Origin of the sequence: Loktanella sp. M215, from assembly GCF_021735925.1 — a bacterium.
Classification (GTDB): domain Bacteria; phylum Pseudomonadota; class Alphaproteobacteria; order Rhodobacterales; family Rhodobacteraceae; genus Loktanella.
On the sequence record NZ_WMEA01000008.1, the window covers coordinates 66,212 to 83,508 of the forward strand.

General features: G+C 60.8%; 16 protein-coding genes and 2 pseudogenes. 12 read left to right on the forward strand and 6 right to left on the reverse strand.

Annotated elements, in window-relative coordinates; genetic code table 11:
* The first annotated feature begins 9 nt into the window (after nucleotides 1–9).
* Entirely contained in the window at nucleotides 10–1,038 is a 1,029-nt protein-coding gene (locus GLR48_RS24845; protein WP_237066850.1) for an SIS domain-containing protein, read from the forward strand.
* Nucleotides 1,035–2,156 (forward strand): N-acetylglucosamine-6-phosphate deacetylase, encoded by a 1,122-nt coding sequence (gene nagA, locus GLR48_RS24850; RefSeq protein ID WP_237066852.1) that lies wholly within the window; start codon nucleotides 1,035–1,037, stop codon nucleotides 2,154–2,156. Before GLR48_RS24845 ends, nagA begins: the two co-directional genes overlap by 4 nt.
* A gap of 342 nt (nucleotides 2,157–2,498) precedes the next feature.
* On the opposite strand, the gene GLR48_RS24855 is transcribed toward nagA, so the two are convergent.
* Nucleotides 2,499–2,753 (reverse strand): hypothetical protein, encoded by a 255-nt coding sequence (locus GLR48_RS24855; protein ID WP_237066854.1) that lies wholly within the window; start codon nucleotides 2,751–2,753, stop codon nucleotides 2,499–2,501.
* A gap of 622 nt (nucleotides 2,754–3,375) precedes the next feature.
* On the opposite strand from GLR48_RS24855, the pseudogene GLR48_RS24860 reads away from it, so the two are divergent.
* A pseudogene (locus tag GLR48_RS24860) lies at nucleotides 3,376–4,621 on the forward strand (IS3 family transposase).
* Here GLR48_RS24860 and GLR48_RS24865 read toward each other — a convergent pair.
* Nucleotides 4,608–4,895, reverse strand: a complete 288-nt coding sequence (locus GLR48_RS24865) for a WGR domain-containing protein (RefSeq protein ID WP_237066856.1) — start codon at nucleotides 4,893–4,895, stop codon at nucleotides 4,608–4,610. The pseudogene GLR48_RS24860 and the gene GLR48_RS24865 sit on opposite strands and share 14 nt — an antisense overlap.
* A gap of 530 nt (nucleotides 4,896–5,425) precedes the next feature.
* On the opposite strand from GLR48_RS24865, the gene GLR48_RS24870 reads away from it, so the two are divergent.
* Both GLR48_RS24870 and GLR48_RS24875 read left to right on the forward strand, forming a co-directional pair.
* Entirely contained in the window at nucleotides 5,426–5,863 is a 438-nt protein-coding gene (locus GLR48_RS24870; protein WP_237066858.1) for a universal stress protein, read from the forward strand.
* An 11-nt stretch (nucleotides 5,864–5,874) separates the two neighbouring features.
* Nucleotides 5,875–7,425 carry an alanine/glycine:cation symporter family protein gene (locus tag GLR48_RS24875; RefSeq protein WP_237066859.1) on the forward strand — a complete coding sequence of 517 codons (1,551 nt, stop codon included), beginning with the start codon at nucleotides 5,875–5,877 and terminating at the stop codon, nucleotides 7,423–7,425.
* 80 nt (nucleotides 7,426–7,505) lie between these two features.
* On the opposite strand, the pseudogene GLR48_RS24880 reads toward GLR48_RS24875, so the two are convergent.
* Nucleotides 7,506–7,779, reverse strand: a pseudogene (locus GLR48_RS24880) (IS3 family transposase); the annotation flags it as partial.
* Here GLR48_RS24880 and GLR48_RS24885 point away from each other — a divergent pair.
* The gene (locus GLR48_RS24885; RefSeq protein ID WP_237066860.1) at nucleotides 7,771–8,238 is read left to right on the forward strand and encodes a hypothetical protein; all 468 of its coding nucleotides are present in this window, start codon (nucleotides 7,771–7,773) and stop codon (nucleotides 8,236–8,238) included. The pseudogene GLR48_RS24880 and the gene GLR48_RS24885 overlap by 9 nt on opposite strands.
* Nucleotides 8,239–8,385: 147 nt before the next feature.
* On the opposite strand, the gene GLR48_RS24890 is transcribed toward GLR48_RS24885, so the two are convergent.
* Both GLR48_RS24890 and GLR48_RS24895 read right to left on the reverse strand, forming a co-directional pair.
* A complete protein-coding gene (locus GLR48_RS24890; RefSeq protein ID WP_237066977.1) occupies nucleotides 8,386–8,580 on the reverse strand; it encodes a hypothetical protein in 195 nt (64 codons plus the stop codon).
* 224 nt (nucleotides 8,581–8,804) lie between these two features.
* The gene (locus GLR48_RS24895) at nucleotides 8,805–9,470 is read right to left on the reverse strand and encodes a TetR/AcrR family transcriptional regulator (RefSeq protein WP_237066861.1); all 666 of its coding nucleotides are present in this window, start codon (nucleotides 9,468–9,470) and stop codon (nucleotides 8,805–8,807) included.
* A gap of 181 nt (nucleotides 9,471–9,651) precedes the next feature.
* Between GLR48_RS24895 and GLR48_RS24900 the strand changes: the two genes are divergently transcribed.
* The 6 genes from GLR48_RS24900 to GLR48_RS24925 all read left to right on the forward strand — a co-directional run bounded on the left by GLR48_RS24900 (nucleotide 9,652) and on the right by GLR48_RS24925 (nucleotide 15,765).
* Nucleotides 9,652–10,554 carry a shikimate dehydrogenase gene (locus GLR48_RS24900; protein ID WP_237066862.1) on the forward strand — a complete coding sequence of 301 codons (903 nt, stop codon included), beginning with the start codon at nucleotides 9,652–9,654 and terminating at the stop codon, nucleotides 10,552–10,554.
* Nucleotides 10,551–12,443 (forward strand): bifunctional sugar phosphate isomerase/epimerase/4-hydroxyphenylpyruvate dioxygenase family protein, encoded by a 1,893-nt coding sequence (locus tag GLR48_RS24905; protein WP_237066863.1) that lies wholly within the window; start codon nucleotides 10,551–10,553, stop codon nucleotides 12,441–12,443. Before GLR48_RS24900 ends, GLR48_RS24905 begins: the two co-directional genes overlap by 4 nt.
* A gap of 29 nt (nucleotides 12,444–12,472) precedes the next feature.
* Nucleotides 12,473–13,459: a TRAP transporter substrate-binding protein DctP gene (dctP, locus tag GLR48_RS24910; RefSeq protein ID WP_336886677.1), complete on the forward strand. Its 987-nt coding sequence runs from the start codon at nucleotides 12,473–12,475 to the stop codon at nucleotides 13,457–13,459.
* Between the two features lie 61 nt (nucleotides 13,460–13,520).
* Nucleotides 13,521–14,027, forward strand: a complete 507-nt coding sequence (locus GLR48_RS24915; protein ID WP_237066865.1) for a TRAP transporter small permease — start codon at nucleotides 13,521–13,523, stop codon at nucleotides 14,025–14,027.
* The gene (locus GLR48_RS24920; RefSeq protein WP_237066867.1) at nucleotides 14,027–15,322 is read left to right on the forward strand and encodes a TRAP transporter large permease; all 1,296 of its coding nucleotides are present in this window, start codon (nucleotides 14,027–14,029) and stop codon (nucleotides 15,320–15,322) included. Before GLR48_RS24915 ends, GLR48_RS24920 begins: the two co-directional genes overlap by 1 nt.
* A gap of 5 nt (nucleotides 15,323–15,327) precedes the next feature.
* Entirely contained in the window at nucleotides 15,328–15,765 is a 438-nt protein-coding gene (locus GLR48_RS24925; RefSeq protein WP_442915877.1) for a type II 3-dehydroquinate dehydratase, read from the forward strand.
* Between the two features lie 400 nt (nucleotides 15,766–16,165).
* On the opposite strand, the gene GLR48_RS24930 is transcribed toward GLR48_RS24925, so the two are convergent.
* The gene (locus GLR48_RS24930) at nucleotides 16,166–17,224 is read right to left on the reverse strand and encodes a medium chain dehydrogenase/reductase family protein (RefSeq protein WP_237066871.1); all 1,059 of its coding nucleotides are present in this window, start codon (nucleotides 17,222–17,224) and stop codon (nucleotides 16,166–16,168) included.
* Nucleotides 17,225–17,297 lie beyond the last annotated feature (73 nt).

The following is a 17,297-nucleotide window of genomic DNA, read 5'->3' on the forward strand; positions in this document are numbered from 1 at the left end:
GGGGCCGACATGGCGCACCACAGCAGGATGCATGACGAAATCAGGGACATCCCGCAGGCGGTGGCACAGCTACTGGCCGCCGGTGGCAATACGATGGCCGGGGCCGGGGCCGCGCTGCGCGACCGCGATCCGGCCTTTCTGACCACGGCGGCGCGGGGGTCTTCTGACCACGCCGCGACCTATTTCAAGTACGCGACAGAGATCCTGATGGGCGTTCCGGTCGCCTCCCTTGGCCCGTCCGTTTCGTCCATCTTTGGCCGTCAGATGCGGCTTGACCGGGGGGCCTGCGTGGCGGTGTCCCAGTCCGGGCAAAGCCCCGACATCGTCGCCACGGCGGGCATGGCCGCCCGTGGCGGGGCGCTGACCTTTGCGCTGACGAACGAGGCGGACTCGCCCCTCGCCGCCGCTTGCGACCGGACCCTGCATCTGCACGCGGGCGCGGAACACAGCGTCGCTGCCACAAAGACCTTCGTGAACTCTTGCGTGGTTTCCCTGTGGCTGCTGGCGGAATGGTCGCAGGACACGGCATTGCTGGCCGCCCTGCACGACCTGCCAAAGGCACTGTCCCAGGCCACGGCGCTTGACTGGCCAGAGGTGCGCACCGCGCTGGAGACACGGGCGTCGCTTTATTGTCTCGGGCGGGGTCCGGCCTATGCCATCGCAGGCGAGGCGGCGCTGAAGTTCAAGGAGACCTGCCTGATGCATGCCGAGGCCTATTCCTCGGCCGAGGTGCTGCATGGTCCGGTGTCCCTGATCGATCCGGGATTCCCGGTGCTGGCCCTGTGTGCCGCCGACGCGGCAGAGACGTCGCTGGCCGAGGCGGCGGACGCCATCGCACAGAAGGGCGCGGCCGTCTTTGCCACGACTGACAAGGTGCGCCATGCGAAGCCCCTGCCCGTGGTGCGCACCGGGCATCCGCTGACGGACGGCGTCGCGTTGATCGCGACGTTCTATGCCATGGTCGAACGGGTGGCCGTGGGGCGGGGAATCGACCCGGACACCCCGCGCCATTTGCGCAAGGTGACGGAAACCACATGACGCTGACCGCATACACCGGTTGCGACGTCCACGACGGCACGCAGCTGCACCCCGACGCGGTGCTGTTGCTGGAGGATGGCGTCTGCGTGGGGATTGGGAAAGCAGTGCCCGAGGGTGCGGCGGTCGTGACCTTGCCCGGCGGTACGTTGTGTCCTGGATTCATCGACCTGCAGGTGAACGGCGGCGGCGGTGTGATGTTCAACGACGTCGCCAGCGTTGAGACGCTGCGCACCATGGCCGCCGCCCATCGGGGGATGGGCACAACGGCCATGCTACCGACGCTGATCACCGATCGGCGCGAAGTCTCGCAGGCCGCCATCGCGGCGGCAGTTGCGGCCGCGGACACGGTGCCGGGGATCATCGGGTTGCATCTGGAAGGGCCGCATCTGTCGCTGGCCCGCAAGGGTGCGCATGATCCGGCGCTGATCCGGCCGCTCGACAACGATGACATGGCGATGCTCTGCGCGGCGGCGGCGCAACTGCCGAACCTGATGCTGACGGTTGCCGCGGAAACCGTGACGACGGCACAGATCGCGCAACTGACCGCCGCGGGGGTGATCGTGTCGCTGGGGCACTCGAACGCGGGATATGACACCTGCCAGGCGGCCTTTGCCGCGGGCGCAGGCTGCACGACCCACCTGTTCAACGCCATGAGCGGTCTGGGCCACCGCGAGCCTGGATTGGTGGGAGCCACGCTGGACGGGACGGGGGCCACGGGCCTCATCGCGGACGGCGTGCACGTGCATCCCGCAGCGATCCGCGCGGCGCTGCAGGCCAAGGCCGCGGGGACCGTCTTCTTGGTCAGCGACGCAATGGCGCCCGCGGGGACCGACCTTGACCGCTTTACCCTGAATGGGCGCGAGATCCACCGTCACGACGGTCGGTTAACGCTGGCCGACGGCACGCTTGCGGGGGCGGACCTGTCGCTGCCGCAGGCGATCGGTGTCATGGTGAACCATGTGGGAATAACGCTCGAACGGGCCATCGCGATGGCGACCGCCGCACCCGCCAGCGTGTTGCGTCAAGCCGGCTCTGCGGGACATCTGCGGGTCGGTGCCCCTTGCGAGGTCGTGCATCTTGCCGAGGACCTGACGCAGGCCCATTCGCTTCTGACCTGAGAGCACGGCGCTACGACGGATCTGGCGTCACACGTCTTAAGGTCCTTCACCAAGGTTGCGGACTGGCACGGAGCCAGTCTGCAATCTGCCTTCCATCGTTCAGATGGCCCTATTCCCGATGCTTTCACCATGCGAAGAAGGTGCGCCACCTTGGGGCAGGGTATCCGATCAGTCCTCCAGGCTTCCGCCTCAACTTGTCGAGAAGGCGAGTTCTTCGTGTCGCAACAGGGCCAGTTTTCCGTGTCACCTGAAACGAGCCAGCCCAAAGAGAGATTGATGCAGTGTGGTGCGCATTGAGATGGATACTCCGGGGCGCGGCGCGAACAGCGCCCCGAAGTCGTTTCAGAACCGCTTCAACATAAGTGGATCGAAATGTGGCTTGCCGCCAGATTTTGGCAGTAGGCCGATGTCTTTTCTCATGTGATCCGACAAGCTATCGAAGCTGCTCAACGCTGCTCTTGCGTTGTCCGGCGGGTGAATTTTACGGAACCGCCTGGCGGCAATTTCGAACAGGACTTTTGTTGCGCCAAAGTTTGCGACAAGCTCTTCGACCGTGTCATGCAACGAGATCGGTGTCTTAACGGGATGTGCGTTCATTTTCGTTTCCTGACCGCGTGCAGCACTGCACACGGCTCCTGTTTGAAGGTGAAGACATGATCGGACGCGCAAACGAATTGCGCGTCGGTAGATCGATGTCGTACGGGGTGAGTTGGAAGGTGTGTCAGCCTAAGGGCAGGCCGACGGGCGATATGTCAGGCTAGACGCCTGAACGGTGACCGATGGTCATCGCCGCCGGGTGCACACAATTCCAACGGGTGGTTTGGCAAAGATATGTAGACATTGCTGCTCCCCCCCTGATTGCGAGCTTCCGGTGAACAACCGGTACACAGACCTGCGGATTCGAGAAAACCTTTGCGGTTGGTGATTGCGTATTGCGGGTGCGTTGTGGCTAAGGAGCCACAGGACTTCTGCAATGGCCCCACACCTTTCTTGGCTACGGACCAACGAGATGGAGATTTCAGATACGAAGATAAGGATGTTCGGCAATGATCTTATGTTCTCGCTGACGGATGCCAGCGAGACAGATCTGCCGTATCGCCGAGAGCGTAGGGGGACTAACATCGCCCCTGCTTCACGTAGGCTCACGCCCCGAACATGAGCTGCTGCCGGTTTTGTGGACACGAAGATAAGATCGTGACCATTGAACTGGAGAGTGGATATGACGAGACGGAAGTTTAGCCGCGAGTTCAAGATCGAGGCGGTAAGGCTGGTGACCGAGCGAGGCGTTGCGGTCGCTCAGGCGTGCCGGGACCTGGATCTTGCGGAGAGCGTGCTGCGTCGCTGGATGCGGGAATTGATGGGAGCGCCTGTTGCGGCGTTTCCCGGCAATGGCTTGCAACGCGCAGAATTGGCCGAGATTGCGACCCTGAAGAAAGAGGTCGCCAAGCTCAAGGCGGAGCGTGACATCCTAAAAAAAGGCGGCAGCTTACTTCGCGCGGGAAGCGACATGACGTTCGCTTACGTGGCAAAGCATCGGCACATTTGGCCGGTCAGCTGGATGTGCGCGGTGCTGGGCGTCTCCCGATCCGGCTTTCATGCCTGGCTCAGAAGGCCGATAAGCGAACGCGCGGCTCAGGATGCAAAGCTCGTCCAGTCGATCGACAAGAGCTTCAAGGCCAGCGATCGCACCTATGGCGCCCGCCGGGTCTGGCGTGACGTTCTGGAAGAAGGTCTCGCATGTGGACTGCACCGGATCGAACGCTTGATGCGGCTAAATGCAATGAGAGCGCGGCCCAAACGCCGCGGGAACCCGAAGGATGACGGCGAGCGGTCGGTCATCGCCGACAACATCCTTGACCGCGACTTCACAGCAGACCGGCCGAACCAGAAGTGGCTTGCCGACTTCACCTACATCTGGACCGCAGAGGGCTGGCTCTACGTGGCGGTCGTGCTGGACCTGTTCTCCAGGGTTCGCCATTGTGCTTGAACCAATGGCGCATCAATGGCTCACCGTCGGCTGGTCCATGAAGGCGGAACGGGATGCTTCACTGGTCATGGATGCGCTGATCCCTCTCATGGTTTGCCAGTCATTCCACCGGAATGACCTGCAAACCACTGCCGGGCAGCGGATGGCCGTCTGGCGGCGCGGAAAGGCTGACGCGCTGCTCCATCACTCAGACCAAGGATCGCAATATACCAGTGAGCAGTTTCAGCGCCTGCTGCTGGACAACGGCATCATTTGCCGGGTGAGCCGTGCAGGCAATGTGTGGGACAACTCAGCAATGGAGAGCTTCTTCTCGTCGCTGAAGATCGAACGGACAGCCCGCAAGGTCTACCGCACCCGTGACGCGGCACGCGCCGACGTGTTCGACTACATCGAGCGCTTTTACAATCCGAGGCGACGGCATTCGAAGCTGGGCTATCTCAGCCCTATGGCGTTCGAGGACCGAGCTATGCAAACCTAACCCGGTGTCCACGAAACCGGCAGCAGCTCAACATCTTCAGCTGCTGCGGCTCCACCCAATACCCGCGCCGGCGCTTGGTGGCTTCCAGCAAGATGAGCGCCCCCACGGCGAGATCCTCACTGTCGAACCACTCCATGCGGACCTGTCCGCCCTGACCGATCCGTTCCCACTCCCGATACAGCGTCCAGGCTTCGAACAGGTTGGGCAAGACCAGCATACGGTAATAGCGGGCCTTATTGTTCGCCGTGTCGCGTTTCTCGAGGTATGTCTGCATAGGTCAGCGGGGGCTTCTTGCCCGCCACCTTGCTGCGGTTCCAAGCCCCTTTTGGGCCGTCGGTCATGGGGCGGATCCTTGCAGGCTCTGCACATATCATGGCGGGAAAGCGTGCGTTGTGGAATGCGGGAAACACTGAAGCTGCCAGATAGCCCTTTTTTCTATAACACCACCCCACCGGACGCCATGCGAGCTAATAGCCAAAAGCTCGCATCAGAGAGTCAGCTGAGGCCGTTCAAAAACCTAGAATTACCGTTAAAGTTTGGAACAAGATTTCTGGCGGCGAAAGGCAGGGCAGGGCGCTCCCAATACCGATAGGATGGCCACCTTGGGCCTTTAGTATCTTCGCAGAGCAGCTTGGAACGAGCAACCTGGGGGCTGATATCCAGACAAAATTCCAGTCCTAAAATCGTGATGAACGTGACCCGACCCGTAATGGGACGCGAAAATAGTAGGTTGAACAGGTCATTCCTGTTTAGGCTGTGTCCCAGAGCCCCGAAGGTGGGGACATTCACACCGGGGGCTTCACTATGATAACGAAATTGCTGGTGGGGCTGGACGGCCTTGCATCCGGCGAACGGGCGATGGCGCATGCTGAAAAGCTGGCCAAACTGATCGGCGACTGCGAGGTCATCGTGGCCTACGTGATTGAATGGTCACCCTTCGCCTTTCAAAGCGCCGAAGAAAACGCCCAACGGCACAAGCGCCGCGAGGAAGAGATTGATCTGGCGCAGAGCCGCGTCGTCGATCCTGCGGTTGCCAAGCTGACCGCCGATGGCATCCGCGCACGCGGTATCGTGCGGCATGGCCATGTCTCCGACACGCTGGAGACATTGGCCAAGGCCGAAGATGCCGAGATGATCGTGATCGGCCGCAAGGCAGAGTCTGGTTTTGGCGCGCGCATCTTCGGCAGTTCCGCAACAAACCTCGTGATGCAGGCCACCGTGCCCGTCACTGTCGTGAATTGAGAGGGGGCGTCATGCTGAACATCAGACTCTTTATCTTTGCCCTGTTCGCGAGTCTTGCCGCCGCGCCCGCCGTAGCACAAGAGGCGCAGACGCTTGATGAGAAGGTCAACGCCGCATTTGCAGCAGCGACCGGGCCGTTCGTCAACTTCATCTTCGCGCCGTTTCCTGGCACGATCTTTCCGTGGATCGTGATGTGGCTTGTCGTCGGGGCCACGATCTTTACGCTGTATTTCGGCTTCGTGCAGTTCAAGTTTTTTGGCCACGCCATCGCGCTGGTCAAGGGCGACTACTCTGACCCCAACGACGCGGGCGAGGTCAGCCACTTTCAGGCGCTGGCGACAGCGCTGTCCGGGACCGTGGGCCTTGGCAACATCGCGGGCGTCGCGGTGGCCGTGGGTATCGGCGGGCCGGGGGCCACGTTCTGGATGATCCTTGCGGGTTTGATGGGTATGGCGTCCAAATTCACCGAATGTACGCTGGGTGTGAAATACCGCAACGAATATCCAGACGGCACCGTGTCCGGCGGCCCGATGTATTACATGAAGAAAGGCTTTGAAGAATTGGGACTGCCGGGCGGCAAGTTCCTTGCCATCCTGTTTTCGATCTTCTGCATCCTTGGCTCTCTGGGCGGCGGGAACATGTTTCAGGCCAATCAGGCGCATGCGCAGATTGTCAATATCACGGGCGAATTTCCGGGCTGGATCACCGGCGTCATCTTTGCCGGCATTGTCTTTGCTGTGATCGTCGGCGGTGTGAAATCCATTGCCCGCGTCACCGAAAAGATCGTGCCCTTCATGGGCATCCTCTATGTCGGTGCGGCGCTGGTCGTGCTGATCGTGGAATACGACAAGATCGGCTGGGCCTTCGGCCAGATATTCGAAGGCGCGTTCAGCGGTCTGGGTGTGGCGGGCGGCCTTGTCGGCGCGCTGATCCAGGGCTTCAAGCGGGCCGCGTTCTCGAACGAGGCGGGCGTCGGATCTGCGGCGATCGCCCACTCTGCCGTGCGGACGAAAGAGCCGATCACCGAAGGCTTTGTGTCGCTGCTGGAACCCTTCATCGATACGGTGGTCATCTGCACCATGACGGCGCTGGTCATCACGATTTCCGGCCAGTTGATCACGGACCCCGAAACGGGCCGCTTCGTGTTGAACGAGGCGGGCACTGCGATCACGACAATCGACGGCAATACCGGGGTCGCGCTGACCTCTGCCGCCTTTGCCACGGCATTTTCGTGGTTTCCCTACGTTCTGGCCGTCGCGGTGATCCTGTTCGCCTTTTCGACGATGATCAGCTGGTCCTATTACGGATTGAAGGCCTGGACCTATCTGTTCGGTGAAGGGAAGGCACAAGAGCTAACGTTCAAGATCATCTTCTGCGTGTTCATCGTCATCGGGGCAGCGGCCAGCCTTGGTCCGGTGATCGACTTTTCGGACGCAGCGATCTTTGCCATGGCGGTCGTGAATATCACGGCGCTTTATTTTCTCATGCGCGTCGTTCGGGGTGAGCTGACATCCTACAGCAGCCGCATGAAAAAAGGTGAGATCCGCAAATACGTCGGCTGATCCCCCGAAGATCGTAACATGCGACCGCCGGTTTTCGGCGGTCGTTTGCGTGTCGAACGCATGGCTAAAGCAGTTCCCTTTTAGGTGTTCAGTTCCGGCATCTGGTAGTTTGGATTGATGATGAATCTGTCCGGTTCTGATGTCCAGATTTTGCAAATATATTTGTAGGGCATGAGCCCGCTGAGCGTTTTAAGCCTCCGTGCGAAGTTATAAGTCGCCATGAAGTCCGCAAGGTGCGTGCGCAGCTGGTCGCGGCTGTCGTAGTGATATTGTTTGACGGTCGCGTCCTTGATCGTGCGGTTCAGTCTGATCGTTGGTCTAGGGATGGTGAGGTTTGGTCAGTCGGTGATCGAGACCATCCCCAAAGACAAGGTGATGTCCACAAAGGATTGGGGACGTGTCTCGACGGCGTGGCGCAACGATTTGACCGAACGGATAGAGCCTTTGAAAAGCCTAGGAGACGAACTCACAGGATGTATCGGCTGCGGCTGCCTGAGTGTTGACGAATGCCCACTCGCGAATAAGGATGACAAGCTCTCAGAATTGAGTTCCGGGCCGCACCTGCTTGGTTTTTCCGAGACCGAGTTGTGTGCCGTACGATCGAAACAGGCTAATGGCGCAGCCACAGCGAGTTGGTGCTTTTCCGCCAACCGGGCCTTTATGCCGTGCGCGGTCCTCTTTAGGGTGTTTGCAAAACATGCGTTTTGTGGACAGAATTCTGGTAATGGACAGCAATTCTTTCCTGACTGTTTTTTGGACAAAATTTTGAAGCACCGGACCCCTATGAATTCGACTGCTCTCTTTCATCGATGAATGTCTGTATGGACTGCATGATCTACGCTATTGCGCTAGCTAAAAGGCATGCGACACCGCGCGTCACGACGATCTGGTTGGGAACGGTGAAGCCTGCGCCCCATGTCTTGCGGAAACGAGATATGGGCAAAAGTTGGTGACGGTTGATCAGGCGGCCGTTTGAAGGCGGCGGAGACCGTCGCGGAACTCAACCCCTTGGACGATCTCAGGTAGGCGGTTTTGGCCGTCGAGTTTGCGCCATTTCCTTTGCGATGACATCGTCAGCTTGAAGGCTCCTGGTCGACGACCGCTGGCATGCAGCCGCAGCGCTTCTCTGATCTTCCGCATCGTCAGTCTCTTCATAGGGCCGCCCGGTCTGTTCGAAAGAGCAAGCGTAGCTCGCCACAGGACTGCCCAGCAGCCTCAGATCCACACCAAAAAAGGGTGACCGGAACAAATCGGAATCTCCGATCGGATCACCCCGGAATGTGCACCAGGAATTTGAAAATTCAGTTCACAGGGGACTGGCGAATTCACTTACATGCGATGGCGTGACACTTTGGTGAGACGACTATTTCAGTGGCCAGTCAGATCATGACCAGGCGCAAGATCATATCTCCGACGTGCTGGCGCAGTGTCGCCTGGCCCGCGTCGTCGAACAACCTATCGCCAAAGATGTGCGAAAATGTCGCCCGGTTCGACACATTGAAGTAACTCAGCGCCGAAATGTGCCAGTGAAGCTCGACTGCCGTAAAACCGTTACGGAAGGTGCCTTGCGCCAGTCCTTGCGCATATATGTCTTCGAGCATCCGGATAGCCGACGAATTCTCGCCCGACATGTCGCTGGCGTCAGGCATGTGACGCGCTTCGTGGACGTTCTCGATCATGACAAGCCGGATGAAGTCCTGTGACCTTTGGTGGTTGTCGAATGTGAATTCGGCTAGCTTGCGCAGCGCAATCTCGGGCGGCATGTCCGCCAGCTTCAGCGCATCCTCGGCCTCCCGCGTCTGCCGGTAGGCATCGGCCAGGACCTCGCGATAGAGGCCCTCCTTGTCGGCAAAATAATAATAGATCATTCGCTTGGACGTCGACGTTCGGGCAGCGATTTCGTCGATGCGGGTGCCTGATAAGCCTTTCTGGGCAAAGACCTCCCGTGCGACCCGCAGGATATCGCTGCGTACGCCGTCCGGGTCCTGCTTCCACTTGCGGCGCGGCGTATCGCCGGTCTCATCGCTGTCTGTCGTCTGCGCCATGTCCGCGGGTCTCCTTCGCCGATCAAGGGTTTGCATAATGAATTTTCATCGAGATGTCCCGTCGTGTGACTGCGAGTGATCCGCCAAATGTAATGATGCGAACATTGACTTGACAGAATTAACTGTAACGAACAATGTGTCGGTATCCGGTTGAGGGCCGGACCGGAGGAGGATCGTCATCTTGACCAGAGTTTGGATGCCCAGCGTGGACAGCCGACTGCGACGCGGCGACCGCGGCGTGCTTGTCGGTCTGCTGGGCCATGGCATTGGCGCCTCGCGCACGCCGCGCATGCACATGGCGGAAGGCACGGCACAGGGTCTGGACTACGATTACCGACTGATCGATCTGGCGGACTGCGATCCGGCGCCCGGGATGGAAGAGATTCTGATTCAGGTCGAGGCCGCAGGCTTTGACGGTCTGAACGTCACGTTCCCCTTCAAGCAGGCCATCATCCCGCATCTGTCGGAGCTGTCAGAGAACGCGCGCAACGTGGGTGCGGTCAACACGGTCGTCTTTGAAGATGGGCGGCGGCTGGGTCACAACACCGACTACTGGGGATTTGCCGAAAGCTTTCGGCGTGGATTGCCGGATGCAAATCGGGATGCCGTTCTGCTGATCGGCGCCGGCGGGGCAGGCGGAGCCGTATCGGCAGCGCTTCTGGGCAGCGGCGTGAAGCGGCTGATGATCCATGACACGAACCCCGGCGCGGCCGCGCGACTGGCGAAGACGCTGGGTGTTCATTTCGGGGAAGACCGTGCGGAGGTCGTGACGGATCTGGATACGGCGGCCTCGCAGGTGGACGGGATCGTGAATGCGTCCCCGGTCGGCATGGTCAAGCTGCCGGGTCTGCCGTTGCCAAAAGCGCTGATCGCAACACGGCACTGGGTGGCCGACATCGTCTATTTCCCGTTGGAGACCGCTCTTTTGGCCAGCGCACGCGCCTTGGGCTGCGCCGTTCTGCCGGGTTCCGGCATGGCTCTGTTTCAGGCGGTCCGTGCGTTCGAGTTGTTCACCGGGCTGCCCGCGGATCCCACGCGGATGCAGGCTACCTTCGATGAATTTAACAGCGGGGCCGCGGCATGAAGACCTCTATCGCCACAGTCTGTCTTGCGGGCGATCTGCGCGAGAAGCTTGCGGCTATTTCGGCCGCCGGATTTGATGGAATCGAGATCTTCGAGCAGGACTTCATCGCCTTCGACGGCGGCCCGCGTGAGGTCGGCGCGATGGTGCGCGACCACGGGCTGGAGATCACGTTGTTCCAGCCCTTCCGCGATTTCGAAGGCTTGCCGGAACCGCTGCGCGGCCGCGCCTTTGACCGGATGGAACGCAAGTTTGACCTGATGCAGGACCTGGGCACCGATCTGGTGCTGGTCTGCTCGTCCGTTCACCCCGAAGCGCTTGGCGGTATCGACCGCATGGCGGCTGATTTCGCTAAACTGGGCGACCGGGCTGCGGCGCGAGGTCTGCGCGTTGGGTTCGAGGCATTGGCTTGGGGGCGCCACGTCAGGGATCACCGCGACGCTTGGGAGATTGTGCGCCGGGCCGACCACAAGAGTGTCGGGCTGATCCTCGACAGCTTTCACACGCTGGCGCGCAAGATAGACCCCGATACGATCCGCAGCATTCCCGGCGACAAGATATTCTTTGTTCAACTGGCGGATGCGCCGCAGATCGAGATGGACTTGTTGTATTGGTCGCGCCACTTCCGCAACATGCCGGGAGAGGGCGATCTGGACGTGCAGGGCTTCATGCGGGCGGTGGCAGCGACGGGCTATGACGGGCCGCTGAGCCTTGAGGTTTTCAACGACCAATTCCGCGGTGGCAGCCCCCGCACGATCGCCGTCGACGGGCACCGCTCCCTGGTGTTCCTGATGGATCAGGTGGCTCGGCATGAGCCGGGTATCAAGCTGACCTCGCTGCCGATGCCCGACCGAATCCGCAGCGACGGCGTGGCTTTCGTCGAATTTGCTGCGAGCGAGGCCGAGGCAGCCGCACTCGCCGCGCTGCTGCGCAGCCTCGGTTTTGCCAGGGTCGGACGGCACATCACAAAAGCAGTAGAATTGTGGCAGCAGGGCGACATCCGCATCGTGATCAATACCGAGGTCGAAGGCTTTGCTCACTCGGCCCATATCGCGCACGGTCTGAACATCTGCGACGTGGGCCTGTCGGTAGATGACGCCGATGCGACCGTGGCGAGGGCCAAGGCGCTGGGGGCCAGTACGTTTGCGCAGCCTGTCGGACCGGGAGAGCACGACATCCCGGCGATCCGCGGGGTCGGTGGCGGTATCCTGCACTTCATCGACCGCAAAAGCGCACTGTCCGACCTGTGGCAGACGGAATTCGTCGCCGTCGCCGACGATGCCGCACCCGTCGCGGCGGGTCTGACCCGGATCGATCACATCGCTCAGACAATGAACTACGAAGAAATGCTCACGTGGTCATTGTTCTACTTGTCCCTGTTCGACGTGGAAAAGCAGCCTGTCGTGGACGTTGTGGACCCGCATGGACTGGTCCGGTCGCAGGCGATCGCGGGACCGGACGGCGCGTTGCGGCTGACGCTGAATGGCGCGGAAACGCACCGGACGTTCGCCGGGCGCTTTATCGCGGACAGCTTCGGGTCGTCCGTGCAGCATGTCGCGTTCCAGACGCAGGACATCAGGGCGGCAGCAAAGGCGCTGGCGGCGAACGGCTTCGAGGCGCTGCAAATCCCCCAGAACTACTATGACGACCTCGCGGCCCGGTTCGGACTGGGCGCAGCGGAGGTCGCAGAATTGCGCGCGCTGAACCTGCTCTATGACCGGGTCGGCGACGCCAGTTTTGTCCAGCTTTATTCCCGCCCCTTCGGCGACGGCATCTTTTTCGAGATTGTCGAGCGCCGGCACGGCTACATCGGCTACGGCGGTCCCAACGCCCCCTACCGCGTCGCGGCGCAAGCGCGGCTGATGCGGTCGGTCGCAATGCCCCGCATCTGAAATTACGGATCATCAAGGAGGAGACAATGATGAAAACGACACGCAGAACTACCCTCGGTCTTTTGACGGCAAGCGCCTTAGCGCTGACAGCAGGATTGCCCGCATGGGCGCAGGACAAGCCGAAGCTGCGCTTTTCGGCGGTGTTTTCCGAACAGGACATCCGCGCCGAAATGATGCAGCAGTTTCAGGCTGCCGTCGCCGACACCGCCGAGGTCGAGATGTTCTACGGCGGTAACCTTTTCAAACAAGGCACCGAGATCATCGCGATTCAGCGCGGTAATCTTGAGATGGGCAACGTCGCCCCGCAGGACATCGCCAACCAGATTCCGGCATTCTCGATCCTGACGTCGGCCTATCTGTTCCGCGACGCCGCCCACCTGAAGACCTTCTTCGAGAGCGACGCCGGCGCCGAGATGAAGAAGCTGGCCGAAGACCAGCTTGGCATCCACATCCTTGGGCCGACCTATTTCGGCACCCGTCAGGTCGGTCTGCGCATCGACAAGGAGATCATGACGCCAGAGGACATGAGCGGCATCAAGCTGCGGATGCCCGGCGGCGATTCCTGGCAATTCCTTGGCGAGGCGCTGGGGGCAAACCCGACGCCGATGGCCTATGCAGAGGTCTATACCGGCCTGCAGACCGGTGCCATCGACGGGCAGGATAACCCCTATCCCAACGTCGAGAACATGAAGTTCTACGAGGTGATGAACCAGATCGTGCGCACGTCGCATCTGGTCGGCTACGATCTGCTTGTGATCTCGAAGGCCGCTTATGACGCCATGACCGAAGAGCAGCGCACGGCCTTCGATACAGCCGCCGACGAGGCGATTGCCTGGAGCACTGCGCAGCATCTGACGCGTGAGGACGAGCTGGGTGCGTTCTTCGAGGAGAAGGGACTGAAGATCTCGACCCCCGACGTCGATGCCTTCCGCACGCATGCGCAGCAGATGTATCTGGACTCGGATATCTCGAAGGACTGGCCAGAGGGTATGCTGGACAAGATCAACGCGCTGTAAGGTGCCGTGCCATGCCCGCAGCGTTTCGCGGGCATGGCCTTTCTGAGGGGGGAGTGCGGAAATGAAACGTTCGAGGAGGGTCGGCAGCTGGTTGCACCGGCGCGCCGACGATATCGCGTCGATCATGCTGGCTGTGATGTTCATCGCGTTCATCTGTCAGGTTGTGTTCCGCTACCTGCTGAACCTGCCCGTCGGCTGGGCGTCGGAACTCTCGATCGTCATGTGGCTCTGGCTGGTTTTGTGGGGTGCGGCCTTCGTGGTGCCCGAAAAGGACGAGATCCGCTTCGATATCCTCTACACCTCGGTCAGGCCTGGCGTCCGGCGGATCATGGTGATCCTGTCGTCGCTGGCCCTGCTGTTCCTTTACGGCTATTCGCTGCCCGCAACCTGGGACTTTGTGACCTTCATGAAGGTGACCAAGACTTCTTACCTCGACATCCGGTATGACCACCTGTTCTCGATCTTCGTGGTCTTCGTCGTGGCCGTGCTGATCCGCTATGTCTACCTGCTGGTGCAGGCGATCCGGGGTCATGTGCCCGACACGATGATGGACGAGGTGGAGGAATAATGTTCGATCCCTTCACCCTGAGTGTCATTTCCATCGTCGCGCTGGCCCTGCTGGGGCTGCCCATCGGGCACGCGATGATTTGTTCGTCGATCCTGTATTTACTGCTGGCAGGGCAGGACATGGGCATCGCGGCGGAACAGATCCTGAACGGGCTGTTCACCAGCTACATCCTGTTGGCCGTGCCGCTGTTCATTCTTGCCGCGGAGCTGATGAACTCCGGGTCCATGACCTTGCGCCTGCTGACATTCTGCAACGCCTTTGTCGGGCGGTTCAGAGGCGGGCTGGCGCTGGTCAACGTGGTGCAGTCGGTCATCTTTGCGGGCATGTCCGGGTCCGCCATCGCGGACGCCGCAGGCACCGGCAAGATGATGCAGAAGATGATGACCGAAGGGGGCAAGTATCCACCCGCATTTGCCGCCGCACTGACCGCCAGTTCCGCCGTCATCGGCCCGATTATTCCGCCCTCGATCCCTGTCGTGGTCTATGCACTGGTCTCGGACGCGTCCATCGGGTTCCTGTTTCTTGCGGGTGTCGTGCCGGGACTGCTGATGGGGTTGGCACAGGCCGGCATCATCGTGGGCACCGCGCGCCGTCGCAATTTCCCGATCGAGGATCCGGTGCCCCTGCGCGAATTGCCCGGTGTCACCTTCCGTGCCTTGCCTGCGCTGATGATGCCGGTCGTCCTGCTGGGCGGCATCTACGGCGGAGCCACCACCCCGACGGAGGCGGCAGCCGTCGCAGCCCTTTATGCGCTGCTGGTGTCGGCGTTTCTGTACCGCAGCGTTTCATTTGCATCGCTACGGGCCTCGCTGTCCGGCTCTGCCCGCACCACCGCATCCATCGGGATGCTGATCGCCGGGGCGCTAGTCTACAATTACGTCGTCACGGTCGAAAATATCCCCGCCAGCCTCAGCACCTTCCTGGCCGGGTTCGACATGACACCGGTGCAGTTCCTGCTGATGGTCAACGTGATCCTGCTGATCCTCGGCTGTCTGCTGGAGGGGACGACGATCCTGCTGGTGGTCGTGCCGGTGTTCATTCCGACAGCCAATGCGCTTGGGATCGACATGGTGCATTTCGGGATCGTCTGTGTCGTGAACATCATGCTGGGCCTGATCACGCCGCCCTATGGCCTTCTGCTGTTCGTGATGACCACCATTTCCGGCCAGCCACTGGGTCGCATTGTGAAGGAAGTGATGCCGTTCCTGCTGGTGCTGATCGCATCGCTGGCCCTGATCACATTGGTGCCGGGCATATCGCTCTGGCTACCGCGTCTCTTTGGCTACACAGGATGACTGTCATGCGACCGATCTATGTCCTGAATGGACCGAACCTGAATCGACTCGGCCAGCGAGAGCCCGAGATCTATGGCCATACGACACTGGCCGAGGTCGAGGCGATCTGCCGCGAAGCCGCTGGCGACTGGCCGCTGGCGTTCTGGCAAAGCAATTCGGAATCCGAGCTGATCGGCTGGATTCACGAGGCGACTGACAATGGCGCGGGAATGATCATCAACCCCGCCGCCTTTACCTTCTATTCCATGGCGATCATGGATGCGCTCAAGATGTTTCCCGGTCCGCTGATCGAATTTCACATCTCGAACATCCACAAACGTGAAGAGATGTACCATCATTCGCTGGTGTCCGGGGTCGCTACCGCCGTCATGGCGGGGCTGGGGGCGCCGGGGTATCGCGCCGCCGTGCAGGAGCTGATTCGGCTGATTGAGGAAAAGACTTGAGGGGCAGCCTCAGCAGGCATGAAGCTCCCGCAACCGGCGCCGCCGTGGAAGCCGTTTCAAAGAAGGCGATCGAAGACCCGCTTGGGTACGATCGTAGAGCTTTCCTCACGCCAATGTACATGTGGCGAGCGCGCGTTTGCTGCCGTTCAAGGAAGGTTTCAGCGCAGTAGTGCCAGTCATGGAGGCGACTGACATCCCCAGCGGATGTGATCGCGCTGAATCAACGGCTCGACCTCAAGTACGACAAAGGACAACTGCGCACTTTTGTTCTGAAAAGTTGGGTTTTATGGACAGTATCTTGTAATATGCAGTGCGGCGGCCCATTCCGCCGGATTGACAGCGCGCAAGTCAGCCTTAGGAATTCTCAGTGTTGCAATTTCAATTTCGCGAGTCACATGCTTCACGGTACGATAACCACCTTTCCGAATAAGCCGCGCGCCTCGGATTTCTCCATCGCCGCCGCCACCTCGATAAGCGGGAAGGTCGCCGCGATCATCGGCTTGATTGCACCTGTCGCGAGCTGCTCCATCACCTTCGCCATATCCTCGCGGCGGCGCTGCCTCGCTACCGCCTTGCCGGTCAGCATGCCTTGCCAGAAATCGTAGAACATCGCGCGCCTGCCGTTAGGCAACGCTGACCAGAGCGAGAGTGTCGCAAGCAGCCCGAGGAACCGCGGCAACATCGCCGTCTTCTTGTCGAGGTCCGCCGCAATGCCATAGACGACGAGGATGCCACCCTGGTCGAGCAGCCCAAAGCTCTGCCTGACGCTGCTTGGGCCCAGATGATCAAACACCGCATCAACACCGCACGGCGACAGGGCGCGCACGCGCGCCGCGACGTCCGGGTCGGCGTAGTCGATCGGTTCGACACCAAATGCCTTGAGCGCCGCATGATGGCGCGGCGACGCCGTGCCGATCACCCTCATGCCATCAGCAATGGCGAGCTGCGCGAGGATGGTGCCGACACCACTTGACGCGCCAAGCACCAGGGTCGTCTGACCTGGCTTGGCCTGCGCCTTGCGATAGAGCATCTGCCAGGCGGTGACGCCATTGACGATCACTGTCTCCGCATCGGCCGCTGCGACGCCCCCCGGCACCGGCACGATCTCGTCTGCTGACACCAGCACATGGGTCGCCCAGCCGCCGGTCTTCAGAGCCGCCGCAACGCGCCGCCCGATCATCGACGGATCACCGCCTGGACCAACCTCGAGAACTTTGCCGACCACATCGTAGCCCGGCACGAATGGAAACTTCGGCTGCATTGGGTAGCGCCCGCGCCGCATCGCTTTTTCGGCGAACGACACACCGCTCGCCTCCATGTGCAAGAGCACCTGATTGGCGCCGGGAACAGGTATGCCGACCTGGCGGACCTGCAGTCCGGACGGCGCGACAACTCCGGGGAGGACGATCTGGGTGGTCATCCGCGTTGCATCGATATCGGTTAGGTTCTTGCAGCGCATGGTTTAAATCCTTCAAGGTTTTCGTTAGCGCCGCCGCTCTCGCTGAGCGGCGGTCTGGATCAGAGGCGATGTC